This window comes from Marinobacter sp. MA (genome assembly GCF_048298425.1).
GTDB classification, from domain to species: Bacteria; Pseudomonadota; Gammaproteobacteria; order Pseudomonadales; family Oleiphilaceae; genus Marinobacter; species Marinobacter salsuginis.
Map to the genome: position 1 here is coordinate 4,109,379 of NZ_CP103058.1, position 12,601 is coordinate 4,121,979.

Genomic DNA, 12,601 nt, shown 5'->3' on the forward strand with positions numbered 1-12,601 from the left:
CGGGATCACCTCAATGAGACACTGTGTCTGGTGTGTAAATGTTTTGTTTTGATAGCGCTGCTTCCAGGAAGAGCGCAGTCCTGAGAAGAAAATCGTCTTTGCCGGACGCTGCAGACAACTGGATAGACGTCGAAAACCCATTGGGGGCGTGACCATTCGGAATGGCTATCGCTGGCATCCCGAGGTAATTCGCGTACATCGTGTTGCCAAGGATGAGTTTATTGAGCGCCTTGAACTCGTCGGCGCTCTGTAGGACCGATTCAATAGCAGGCGGTAGAATTCTTACTGTCGGCTGGAGAAGGATCTTGTTACCAAGACTGGAAGTCAGCTCGGCCCGCATGTTCCTTCTAATCTTCTGTAGAAGTGCATAGCTCTTGGGGTTGAGTAACGCTCCCTCTCTCAACCTCTGCGAAATCTTTGGGTCGAGGTACGAAGTCAGTCCATTCTCAAATAATGCTTCATACTGTTGGGCCGCCTCATGGGCGACCAGGCTTCCATGTATATCGAAGAGTCGGTCAACTTCGGCGTAGGGTGAAAAATCAACTTCGTGAATCTCGAACCCAAGGTTGGACAACAGATCCAGGGTTTTATCGAAATTGTCTTTGATGTGCGGATCACGTGGCTGGATCGATTTATTCCGTGGCACCAGAAACTCGGTTTGCTCGGAGAGCATTCGAACTTTCGGTATGGGGGCCAGACCTCTCAGGGCCTGATCCAGAATGATGCAGTCCTGTACTGTAAGAGAATTGATGCCCAAATGATCCAGGGAGGGGGCCAAAGGGGCCACTCCCCTTAGGGGATACCTATCGAAAGATGGCTTGAATCCGACGACGCCACAAAATGCAGCCGGGATCCGGGACGATCCCGAGGTATCAGTACCCAGTGAAACGGGCCAGAGTCCTGAGGCGACACCTGCGGCACTTCCCGAAGACGAACCACCCGTGATGTATTTCCCGGTAGTTGCCCTTGGATTAATGGGAGTGCCAAATAAGTCGTTTGTCCCAACTCCCGAAAATGCCAGTTCGGACAGATTCGTCTTCCCGCCGAAAACCATTCCCTGAAAACCAAGTCTCTCGACGGCCTCAGCACTTCTCTTCGCAGGTGGCGCATTTCTGTATACGAGAGAACCGCGAGAGGTAGTGCACCCTTCAACGTCGATGAGATCTTTTACTCCGAAAGGAATGCCGTCGAGCAATCCAAATTGCTCATCATTCAGGTACCTTTTTTCACTGGAGCGAGCCTGTTCGAAAGGGGCTTCTCCCAGAGGCGTCACCAGTATTCCTTGGTTCTTCGAATACCATTGTTTGAATCGAGTATCCCTCAGAACATCGACCGGACTTAACCGCCCAGACCTCATCCCAAAGCTAAAAGCCTCAATTCGACTTCTTAGGGCCCCCTCACGAAGAATTTCGCTAATTCTCATCACAATTGCCTTCCAGGTATTGTTCTATTTTTGAAAGATATCTGAAAATGACTATTGGATACAATACCTATTTGTGATTAGCAACGCTCTGTTAGGTCCAATTTGCATTACAGTGCAAAGTCGCTATGCTCCGACAAGCGTTTCGGGAGGAAAAAGGCATTGGCAAAACAAAGGGCTAGTGGGAAAAAACCGAATTTTGAGGTCATCAAGGACGCACTGAAGGCGGCGCTTGAAAGGGGCGCTTTTCCGGAAGGACAGGTTATTCTCGAGAGACCAATCGCTGAGATCTTCAACACAAGTCGAGCGCCGGTAAGGCGTGCCCTGGCCGAGCTCCATGAAGAAGGCAAGCTGTTTAAGTTCGAAGGCAGAGGCTACAAAACCGACAACTCTGACATCATCCTGAGAGAGGATATTCGCCCAGAGACGCTGGGTTTGGACGACAAAGTCCAGAGTAGCGCCCCCTCGGAATCTAATATTATTGACGAGGTTTACAGAGCGACTAAAAGATCCACCTCAATCGCTATGACGTTTGGCCAATTCAGGATCCGCTCTGAAAAACATTCTCAGCATTTTGGAGTCAGCAGGACGATCTCCAGAGAAATTCTCGGCAAATTGATGGACGAAGGGCTTGTTGGGAAAGACAGTACCGGGCACTGGATTACAGGGCCGCTCACGGCTCGGGATGTAAAGCAGGATTTTGAAACAAGAAGGCTTTTAGAGCCTTACTCCCTTGAAACCTGCGGACCATTAATTCCAGTGGAACTCCTTGAGCAGATGAAACTTCGCCTCCAGGAAGCACTTTCGCAAACCCCCGAGGACAAGAATCCGAGTCTTTTGGAGACGATTGAAGCTGACCTCCATCAGCTATGCCACTCGTTCAACCCGAATAGAAAGATCGCCAAATTTATCAACCAGAGCTTAACGCCTCTGGTTGTCGGGCTGGTTTTTAGCGACGCAGTAAGGGCGTCAGTTGAAAAACCTGGCCTTCGCGAGCACCTTGATATCATTGAGTCGCTGATCGCCGGGAAGCACTCTGAAGCATCTGAGCATCTTCACGATCACTTGCTCAACGCAGAAACCAGGACTTTGGAAAGGATGAAGTCCCTATCCGTTATCCCAGAGCCTTCTTTGCCAAACTACCTGGTAAAAATTTCCTAAAAAGAGCCGGGCGAACTTCCGCCCAGCAAAAGGCTGACACTGTGCCAAGCCCATACCTCCCAGCAGAACAGCTACATTCTAAAACTCCGCACCCAGCTGGCTAGAGCCGTCTCAGATTGCACACCAACTGCGTACCAAATACCTCATCCTCAAGTTGCCCTAAAAAACCTTTGACCTGTGAGTTGCTCACAGGTTTTAGTCTCTATCTTATGTTTTGGAGTTCGCCGTGTCTGTGCGGGGCGGGCTTCCGAAAACCGCTGCGAGTACATCCATGTACGCTTGCGCTGAGCCATCCATGGCTCAGCGCATTTTCGGAAGCCCGCCCCGCACAAACACTCCGCCAACTTCAGCGATATTTCCTGACAATCTCCTATTGGGGAGTTGAGGCAAATGAAAGTCAAAGAAATTGCACAAGCCGCTGGGGTAAATCCGGATACGGTGCGTTTTTACACCCGGGAGAAACTCCTTCAGCCAACCCGTAACCCGGACAACAACTACCAGCAATACGATACCGAGGACCTTCGGCGGCTTCGATTTGCCCGGAAAGCACGGCAGCTGGGATTTTCCTTGCCGGAGATTCGACAGATTCTGGATCAGGCCGACGATCATCATTCGCCCTGTCCGATGGTTCGTGATGTATTCCAGCACCGGTTGGCGGAAGTTGAGCGGGAGATTCGGGAGCTGCAGCAGTTGCGCAATCGGATGACCGCTGCGCTGGCGGCCTGGCAGGACATGCCGGATGGCACGCCCGATGGCCATACCATTTGCCGGTTGATCGAACACTGGGATGATCCGGCGCCCTGTCGCGGGGCAAGCGAACAGAACGAGGAGTGATTCTGGATGACTGACACACCTGTTTTGCAAACCACGCTGAGCATTTCCGGGGCTTCCTGCCAGGGCTGCGCCAAGAAGATTCGCAATGCGCTCGAGCCGTTGACCGGCGATACCGAGCTGGTTGAAGTGGATCTGGAAAACCAGACGGTGGCCTTGCCGGAGGGAGTGGATGCCGCTGAGGCGGCGCGTATTGTTACCGAGACCGGCTATCCTGCCGAGCCTTTCGAGGAGGATGCCCAGCCAGCCAGCTGCTGTGCTTCCGGGAACAAGAGCGAGAACCTTGCCGGCGACGATTCCGAAGACCATGCAGTGACCGAAGAATCGGTTCAGTCGAGCCCTGAATCGGCAACAGCGGCCGACGGGCAGGTTCATCTGTCGGTGACCGGTGCCACTTGTGCCTCCTGCGTCAACACGATTGAAAAAGCCCTGATGTCCGTCTCGGGTATTCACCATGCCCATATGAACCTGGCAGACAATACCGCCACGGCCACAGGTGATGCCGACCCTGAGGCACTGGTGCAAGCAGTGGAAAGTGCCGGCTATGGCGCCAGCGTCATCGAAGACGAGGACGAAGCCGACGACCGGAAGCAGGAGGAAGACCGCAAGCAATACAGGTCACTGCTGGTGAAGATGGCGGTCAGTCTGGGCCTGGGGCTTGGGCTAATGGTCTGGGGTATGGGCTTCGGCACCATGATGGTTACCGACGCCAATCAGGGTACCTGGCTCGGTCTGGGTGTGCTGACATTGATCGTCATGGCCGCCACCGGCGGGCATTTCTATACCGGCGCGTGGAAGGCGTTCCGGCACCACAACGCCAATATGGATACCCTGATTGCCCTGGGTACCGGAACCGCCTGGCTCTATTCCATCGTGGTGGCCAGTGTTCCGGGCGCGTTGCCGGAGATGGCCCGTCATGTGTACTTCGAGGCCTCGGCCATGATCATCGGTCTGATCAATCTGGGTCAGGCGCTGGAGCTTCGGGCCAAAGGCAAAACCTCGGAGGCGGTGCGCCGGCTCCTGGACCTGCGGGCGAAAACCGCCCGGGTGATTCGCAACGGGGAAGAGCAGGACATTCCGGTCGAGGAGGTCCGCAAGGGCGATCGTATCCGGGTTCGGCCCGGGGAAAAACTGCCGGTGGATGGCCTGATCGCCGAAGGCTCGACCCGCATTGACGAGAGCATGCTCACTGGCGAGCCGATGCCGGTCAGCAAGTCGGAAGGCGATGAAGTGTCCGCCGGCACGCTGAACACCCACGGTTCCATCGTCTATGAGGCCACTCGGGTGGGCAGTGAAACCGCATTGGCCCAGATCATCAAGCTGGTGAAAAAAGCCCAGGGTTCGAAGCCTGCCATTGGACGTCTTGCGGACAAGATTTCCTCAGTGTTCGTGCCTACGGTCATGCTGATTGCCGTCGTGGCGGCGCTGGTCTGGTACAACGTCGGGCCGGAACCGGCGGTGGTTCATATGATGGTGGCCGCCACCACGGTGCTGATCATTGCCTGCCCCTGCGCTCTGGGCCTGGCGACGCCCATGTCGGTGATGGTCGGCGTTGGCAAGGCCGCTGAATACGGCGCGCTGATCCGCCAGGGTGATGCCCTGCAAACCGCGGGCAAGCTGGATCTGGTCATACTGGATAAAACCGGCACCATTACCGAGGGCCATCCGGCGGTTACGCGGCTTCACGCCAGCGACGGTGACGAGAAGCGCCTGCTGACCCTGGCGGCCGGGCTGGAACAGCACTCAGAACACCCTCTGGCCGAAGCCATCCTGGCGAAGGCCAAAGAGAAGCAGGCTGATCCCGAGAAGGTAACCGATTTTAAAGCCCTGAACGGCAAGGGCGTACAAGGCGAATTCGAAAGCAAGCCACTGCGCCTGGGCAACCGGCGGTGGCTGGAAAGCGAGGGTGTGGAACTTGCCGACCTTGCAGGTGCTGCCCGGTCGATTACCGAAGAAGCCGGCACGCCCCTGTTCCTGGCATTGGGCAATGAGGCTCTGGGCGTCATTGGAGTGGCCGATGCCATCAAACCGGACTCCAAGGCGGCCATCCAGCGTCTTCACGACGCCGGCATCAGGGTGATGATGGTGACCGGCGATGTCGACGCCACCGCCAAAGCCATCGCGAAAAAGGCCGGCATCGATGACTATCGCGCGGAAGTTCTGCCTGAAGACAAGGCCGAGGTGGTCAGTGAAATGCGCGGCAAGGGCCACACAGTCGCTATGGTCGGCGACGGCATCAATGATGCGCCGGCCCTGGCGGCGGCAGACGTCGGCTTTGCCATCGGCACCGGCACGGATGTCGCCATTGAGAGCGCCGGTATCACTCTGATGCGAGGTTCGCTCCACGGCGTTCCCGATGCCATCGAGATTTCCCGCGCCACTGTGAAGAACATTCACCAGAATCTGTTCGGCGCATTCGTATACAACACAATGGGTATTCCGGTTGCCGCCGGCCTGCTCTACCCTGTCTGGGGAATACTGATGAGCCCGATACTGGCCGGCGCTGCCATGTCCCTGTCTTCGGTCACCGTAGTCTCGAACGCCAACCGCCTGAGATTGTTCCGGACCAGTCACCGCCCGGAACGGAGCGACAGCGACAGTGATCCAAAACAGCAACAGGAGCGGAACTGATGGAAACACTACTGGTCAACGTCGGAGGTCTTGCCCTGATGACAGCCATCGTCTGGTGGTTCTGGCTTTCCGGTTCTGACGACACAGGCTCAAGTGAACATCAACATCACCACTGAGGTACTTGCCATGAAAAAACACACCCTGGCTTTTGGCCTGATGGCTGCCCTGGGATTCAGCACCACCACGGTGGCGGCCGGCGCTGCCCAGAGTATCCACGTCTACAAATCTCCCACGTGCGGCTGCTGTGAAGACTGGATTGATCACCTGGAAGACAATGGCTTCGAGGTGGAGGCGACCAACACCAACGATATGGGCAGGATCAAAGCCGACGCAGGTCTGCTTGCCGGTCTTGGCAGTTGCCATACCGCGTTTGTCGGCGATTACGTCATTGAAGGCCACGTACCGGCCGATGACATCAAACGCCTGATCAGCGAAGCACCCCGGGCCACCGGCCTGAGCGTACCCGGGATGCCCATAGGGTCACCCGGCATGGAGATGGGCGACCGGAAAGATCATTACAAGGTCATCCTGTTCAACGAAGCGGGACAGACCCGAATCTTTTCCCAGCACAATTAACGGGAATCACCAGACAAGGGCCGGCATTTACCGGCCCTTGCTACCGCTTTTTCCTTCCGGTTTACACCTATCCCTGTCTGTTTTTCCTACACTCTGGTTAACCAGTGTTCTATCATTGGCGCCCAGAAACCCGGAAAATCCGAGAGGGATACTCGTTGAGTCTTAAAACCCGCATCCTTGGTCTGGCTGCCACTCTCATCATCGTGGCTTCTGCGGCTTCGTGGCTGGCCTATCGGGAGCTGTCCGAGAGCATCATCGAACGCTGGGGCCAACAGGTCGCGGAAATACAGGTGCGCTACGACAGCGCCCGCCTGCTGCAATCCCTGGAGCGGGAAATCGGCTTGGCCAAACAAATGGCAAGCTCGTCCGCCCTGATCAACTGGGCCGCCAATCCGGGTGACGCCGCGCTCCAAGCGGAAGCCATCCGCCAGATGGAAAGCTTTCGCTCCAATTTCAGGGACAACAATTACTTCGTTGCCCTCGTCCAGAATGGTCACTATTACTACAACAACGAAGAGAACGAATACGCTGGCAACCAGTTCCGGTATGTTCTCGATGAAGAAAAACCCGATGACGCCTGGTTCTTCCAACTCATTGAGGAAGGTCGCGACTTTCACCTCAACGTAAACCCGGATACGGAGCTGGGTGTCACCAAACTCTGGATCGATGTGCTGATGCGCGATGAGGCTGGCCAGATCGTCGGCATGGTCGGCACAGGCCTTAGCCTGGACGCTTTCCTGCAGGATATTGTCGACATCGGTCAGGATGGCATCACGACCCTGTTCGTAGATTACAACGGCGCCATCCAGCTGTACCGCGACCGGAACTACATCGACTTCGCCAGTATCATCAAACCCGAAGGCCAGAAGAACACCGTCGATCTGCTGTTCGATGATCCCCAGGACAAGCAGCAGATTCTCGGTATGCTGCAGTTGCTCAAGAAGCGGGGCGACCAGGCAGGCCAGGTGGAAAGCGGCTTTGTGACCGTGGATGGCCGAAAGCATCTGGCCGGCGTTGCCTTCCTCCCGGCCATTGGCTGGTTTGAGATCACCCTGCTCGACCTCAACACCCTCCTGCCAACCAGCTATCTGTGGCCGCTGGTAGCCGTGTTCCTGGGCACCTTGCTGATCACCCTGGTACTGTTCCACCTGATTATCCAGACCCGGATTCTCAAGCCCATCATGAGTCTGGAGCACGCTGTGGAAAAAGTCCGGGAAGGCAGCTTTGATCTGCCACGGCTGGATAAGCCGGATAATGAGATCGGCTGGCTGGCCGATCACTTCGAGAAAATGACCCAGAGCCTGGGCCACTCCACCCGGGAGCTTGAGGAAAAAGTTGCGCAGCGAACCGATGAGTTGAATCGACTGGCCCGGATTGATCCCCTCACCGGTCTGAAAAACCGTCGGGGCCTGGACGAGGTGCTGGATGAGGAAATCCAGCGGGCCCGCCGCCAGGAGTCCGGCTTTGGCGTGATCTGGCTCGACATTGACCATTTCAAGAGCATCAACGACAACCTTGGCCACCAGGCCGGTGATCAGATCCTGTGCCGGGTTGCCCTGTGGCTGAAAGCCGGCGTTCGCCCCTACGATCATCCCGGACGCTGGGGCGGCGACGAATTCGTTGTTCTGCTCTCACCCTGCGACCCGGAGACCCTGGGCCGTATCGCCCGTCGTATCCGCGAATCCGTGGAACAGGAAAGCCGCAAAACCGGGACTGCCGTCACTGTGAGTGTTGGTGGTTACTTCGCCCTGCCCGGCGATAACAGTGACACCATTCTTCGTCACGCGGATCGGGCCCTCTATCAGGCCAAGCATGAGGGGCGCAATCGGGTCTGTATCACCGTCTCGGAAGACCCGGAGATTAACCCGGCGTAACAGGTCTGACTCATACCGCCATAACCGTTATACTCCGCCCCATCATTCATTTTTCTACCAGCCAGGTTACTTCATGCTCAATGCCGACGCCCTCAGCCAGTTGCGCCAGCTGAAATCGGATATCAAGGACAATAAGGTGGTGTTTCCCGGGACGGTCAAAGCCACCAATGGCCGCTTCGGATTCGTTGCGCTCGACGAGGGCCGGGACGTCTTTCTGCCACCTGAGGAAATGCAGAAAGTGCTGCCCGGGGACCGGGTGAATGTCACCGAGCAGGAAGTTGAGAAAGGCAAAACCCAGGGCGTGGTGGACGAATTGCTGGAAACCCGCCTGAACACGTTTGTCGGGCGCTATCTGATCAAGGGCAAAGGGCATTTCGTGGTACCCGAGACGCCGGGTATCAACCGCTGGATCTTCATTCCCCCCAAGGAACGGATGAACGCCCAGCAGGACGATTACATTTACTGCCAGATTCACCGGCATCCGATCAAGGACGGCAAAGGCCAGGCCAGGGTCCTGCGGGTGATCGGCAAGGCCGGGGAACCCGGTATCGAACGCTCCTTTACCCTGGCGACGTTTGATCTGGCGGACACCTGGCCCGACGCGGTGCGCGCGCAAGCCGACAGCCTCAGTGACAGCGACATTGAATCCCGGGAAGCCGGGCGGGAAGATCGCACGGATCGCCCCTACGTGACCATCGACAGTCCGGGCACCCAGGACATGGACGATGCCCTGCTGGCCGAACCCAACGCCACCGGCTGGACCCTGTCGATTGCCATTGCCGACCCGACCGCTGTGATCGAGACCGACAGCCCCGCGGAGCAGGAAGCGTTCAACCGCGCCACCGCCATTTACTTTCCGGGCGAGCCCCTGCCAATGCTGCCGGACAGCATCAGCACCCGACTGTGCTCATTGATGCCGGATATGAAACGCCTGGCTCTGGTGTGTGATCTGCAGGTCAACAACGATGGCAGCCTGGGCGATTACAGCTTTCACCAGGCGGTTATCCGGTCCAAGGGCAAGCTCAGCTACGAGTTGGTCTCCAACCTGATTGAAGGCCGGGAAGACGATGAGATCAAGGCGCTCCCGGACGCCGTTGCCAACAGCCTGGATCAGTTGCACCAGGCAGCGACAGCGCTCAGGAAATGGCGCAGCGAGCATGCGTTGCTGAGCGGCGACCGGCCGGAATTCCGGCTCCGCCTGGATGAAAACAAGCGTATCCGGCTGATCGAGCCGTCTATTCAGAACGAAGCCCACCGCCTGGTGGAAGAGTGTATGGTTGCTGCCAACCGCTGCGCCGCGGATTTTCTTGCCAACCAGACAGCGGGCTTGTTTATCCAGCACCCCGGGCTTCGGGATGATCGCGCCGAGAACATCCGTGCGCTGCTTGACAGCCACGCCCCACATCTGGCCGGGGTTGATGCGCATCAGGCCGAGGGCTTCCGCAAACTGATGAAAGAAACCGACGCCTTGGAGGCCGAGGTGCCGGTCAAGGCCATACTGTCCCGCCAGCTCGCCCGGGCCGAGCTGAGCTTCAAGCCGGCTCCGCACCAGGGAATGGGCCTGGATGCCTACACCACGTTTACCTCGCCGCTGCGAAAGTTCTCGGACTTTTACGTGCACCGGCTGATCAAGTCGGCGCTGTGGGATACTCCCATGAAACCCTTGACCGAGGATCAGCTTGAAGCCCTGCAAGCCGCCCAGATCCGCGCCCGCCAGGCGGCAAACAGCCTGGAGGCCTGGCTCAAGAGCGACTTTGCCAAGACACTGAGCGAAGAACCCATGACCGGGGTGATCAGCCGCACGGTACCCGCCGGCTTCTTTGTGCGGTTGGACACCAACGGGCTGGAGGGGTTTGTCAGCTGCAAGGACCTGGATGGCAAATACAGCTTTGACCCTGTCACCCTGCGCCTGATCCATAACAAGAACGGGCGCATCTTCCAGCTGGAGCAGCCGGTGACGGTTAGCTTTGCCGGGGTAGACGAAGAACGCAGGCAGATTAATTTCAAGCTGGTGGAAGCGCAGGAGATAGCCACCGGAGCCAGTTCCAAAGACGGTTGAAAAACCACGCTGGCGGGCGCATCGTATCATTCAGGACATGTTCCTTTGATGGAGGTGCGCCATGCCCATCAGCCCTGACGAATTTCTCAGAAAGTACGGTTTCGACAAGGAGGAGGAAGAACGGGACCACAGCCTCCGCCACAACGCCATGGAGCACGCCAAACACCTCCGCCGGCCCCATGCGGGAACGCCTCATGACTGGGAAGAGTGGGAACGCTACAAGCGGGAGCATCCGGATGAGGTTGAAGACGATGATCAGTGAACGATAAACGCCTCAGCAACGCCTGTTTCTGGCGTGGTTAACAAATTTTTGCATTGTTTTTCATTTCTCTATATTTCCGGAAAGTCCCCAAGAATCTTATACATTTCATTTAGTTAGAAAAAACACCTTCCTGCCCGAACCATGCCACAGTGGCCCATGCCTCATGATGGTGCGCCTGAGGCAAGACGGGGTCATTAAAAATTGTTTATACATTTACCCGAATTCCGGAGTGTCGCTGTACCGGACTCATTACAACCAGTGGAATTTGGGTATCAAAATGAAGTTCAGTCGTTTTCAAACCTTACTGAAAAAAGCCATAGCGGCCTCCGCCGTCGGGAAAGCGCTTGTCAGCCTTGCCACGGTCTTTTTGCTGGCAGGATGTCAGGTGTACCAGTTTGACCGGAGCAGTGTGAGCGCCAACAGCACAGGCTCCTACGATACAGGGACAGTCCCTTTCACCATTGTTGGCGATGAGCGTCCTGACTGGCTTGTTCCGGAATCCCCCACAGCTCCCCAGGTAGTCGTCAGCCGGACCACAGAAACCAAGGGATCGACGGGCTTCAATGGCGCCAGCTTCCTCGGCTACATGGTCACCCTGTCACTGATTCCCTACTACGATGAGGTGCAGTACGAGGATGTCTACGCACTGAGCTGGCAAGGTGAGACCTTGCTGGAAAGCCGCGTTACCTATTCCATTGACTCCTACCTGTCCCTGTATTTCCCGACGCCCATGATGTTCATGGGGTCACTGAATGATGAAGCGGCCGAGCAGGCGGTGGCACGAGACTTCATCACCGATCACCACAAGGACAGCGTCCTGGCAACAATCGATCAGCAACGCAGGGACTTTGAGCAGGCAAACCCGCAAACTGCCGCCGACATTGCCGCCTATCTGAAGGCGGGAGGAGCCAATTCAGTCTATCGCCCCTCGGCTGTCCTCAGGTTGATTGAACTGGCCCCTGAAACCGACACGCTTTCCTACCACGCAGCCAACAGCCAGGTACCGGGCTACGTCGAGCTGCTGCCTGCCCGCTACCAGGCCTGGTTGATTGGTCCGGAGGGTCTGCGCGGCATTGATTTGAAGACACAACTCGCCAACGGTGTCGATGCCGATCAACTTCTGGTACGCATGCTTAATGCCTATCCGGAACAGACTGGTGACATTCAGTCCGGTTATTACACCGGCATGACCCGGGCGCATCGGGAGTTGCTGAAAGAAGCTGGCCTGCCCGACGGACTCGTCGATCGCATGACCAATGAAGCCCCCTCCGCCCAGCTGTTGGCCGCCGCGAAAACCGGCAAACTTCGCGACAAGGATGGCAACATCCGGATTCCCACCGAAGAAGAACTGCTTGAACAGCTGGTGCGCCAGGACAATCTCGGCAAATACATGAGCCCCTATACCAGTGATGATGTTCTGGCTGAGTGGGTAAACTCCGCCATCAATGCCAACATTGGCGCGACGGTTGGCACGGGACTCGGAGCCGCGGCAGGCGCCTATGCAGGAGAGAAGGCCCTGGAGCAAATACCGTTCGTTGGTGGCTTCCTCGGCGGTGCCGTGGGGGCTGAAATCGGCAAGTCTGTTGGCCGGGAAACGGCGATCAGCGCCTCAGGCGGCTGGGAAGCCATTCGCGCCTCCTCAGACCGCAGCTTTGATGACATTCATTCCATGGCTCGCTACCTGAAAGCAAAATACGGCCACACCGGCAACTTTGCCGATGCCATGGAAGCCTCCCGACAGATCTACCCGGAATTGGCAGAAGCCCTCGCGCGTGCCTACTGACCTA

At 56.9% G+C, this 12,601-nt stretch carries 9 protein-coding genes; 8 read left to right on the forward strand and 1 reads right to left on the reverse strand.

The genetic code is table 11. The annotated features are described in order from the left end of the window. Positions 1-10: 10 nt before the first annotated feature. Positions 11-1,423 (reverse strand): amidase family protein, encoded by a 1,413-nt coding sequence (locus NUW46_RS18995; protein ID WP_418140953.1) that lies wholly within the window; start codon positions 1,421-1,423, stop codon positions 11-13. A 159-nt stretch (positions 1,424-1,582) separates the two neighbouring features. On the opposite strand from NUW46_RS18995, the gene NUW46_RS19000 reads away from it, so the two are divergent. The 8 genes from NUW46_RS19000 (at position 1,583) to NUW46_RS19035 (ending at position 12,597) form a co-directional block, all read left to right on the forward strand. Further along, positions 1,583-2,581, forward strand: coding sequence for a GntR family transcriptional regulator (locus tag NUW46_RS19000; RefSeq protein ID WP_418140954.1), 999 nt, complete (start codon positions 1,583-1,585; stop codon positions 2,579-2,581). A 390-nt stretch (positions 2,582-2,971) separates the two neighbouring features. After that, on the forward strand, positions 2,972-3,415 hold the full coding sequence (locus NUW46_RS19005) for a MerR family transcriptional regulator (protein ID WP_418140955.1): 444 nt from the start codon (positions 2,972-2,974) through the stop codon (positions 3,413-3,415). Between the two features lie 6 nt (positions 3,416-3,421). Further along, positions 3,422-6,043: a heavy metal translocating P-type ATPase gene (locus NUW46_RS19010; RefSeq protein ID WP_418140956.1), complete on the forward strand. Its 2,622-nt coding sequence runs from the start codon at positions 3,422-3,424 to the stop codon at positions 6,041-6,043. 126 nt (positions 6,044-6,169) lie between these two features. Further along, positions 6,170-6,619 carry a DUF411 domain-containing protein gene (locus tag NUW46_RS19015; RefSeq protein WP_209399475.1) on the forward strand — a complete coding sequence of 150 codons (450 nt, stop codon included), beginning with the start codon at positions 6,170-6,172 and terminating at the stop codon, positions 6,617-6,619. A 155-nt stretch (positions 6,620-6,774) separates the two neighbouring features. Then, positions 6,775-8,493, forward strand: a complete 1,719-nt coding sequence (locus NUW46_RS19020) for a diguanylate cyclase (RefSeq protein ID WP_418140957.1) — start codon at positions 6,775-6,777, stop codon at positions 8,491-8,493. Positions 8,494-8,566: 73 nt separating this feature from the next. Next, a complete protein-coding gene (locus NUW46_RS19025; protein ID WP_418140958.1) occupies positions 8,567-10,552 on the forward strand; it encodes a ribonuclease R family protein in 1,986 nt (661 codons plus the stop codon). Positions 10,553-10,613: 61 nt separating this feature from the next. Beyond that, a complete protein-coding gene (locus NUW46_RS19030) occupies positions 10,614-10,814 on the forward strand; it encodes a hypothetical protein (protein ID WP_069182301.1) in 201 nt (66 codons plus the stop codon). A 277-nt stretch (positions 10,815-11,091) separates the two neighbouring features. Continuing rightward, positions 11,092-12,597: a carboxyl-terminal protease-like protein gene (locus tag NUW46_RS19035; RefSeq protein WP_418140959.1), complete on the forward strand. Its 1,506-nt coding sequence runs from the start codon at positions 11,092-11,094 to the stop codon at positions 12,595-12,597. The last annotated feature ends 4 nt before the right edge of the window (positions 12,598-12,601 follow it).

Coding starts and splice junctions, on each gene's coding strand:
- NUW46_RS19030 (WP_069182301.1), top strand. CDS start 10,614: ATGCCCATCAGCCCTGACGAATTTCTCAGAAAGTACGGTTTCGACAAG.
- NUW46_RS19015 (WP_209399475.1), top strand. CDS start 6,170: ATGAAAAAACACACCCTGGCTTTTGGCCTGATGGCTGCCCTGGGATTC.
- NUW46_RS19025 (WP_418140958.1), top strand. CDS start 8,567: ATGCTCAATGCCGACGCCCTCAGCCAGTTGCGCCAGCTGAAATCGGAT.
- NUW46_RS19035 (WP_418140959.1), top strand. CDS start 11,092: ATGAAGTTCAGTCGTTTTCAAACCTTACTGAAAAAAGCCATAGCGGCC.
- NUW46_RS18995 (WP_418140953.1), bottom strand. CDS start 1,423: ATGAGAATTAGCGAAATTCTTCGTGAGGGGGCCCTAAGAAGTCGAATT.
- NUW46_RS19010 (WP_418140956.1), top strand. CDS start 3,422: ATGACTGACACACCTGTTTTGCAAACCACGCTGAGCATTTCCGGGGCT.
- NUW46_RS19005 (WP_418140955.1), top strand. CDS start 2,972: ATGAAAGTCAAAGAAATTGCACAAGCCGCTGGGGTAAATCCGGATACG.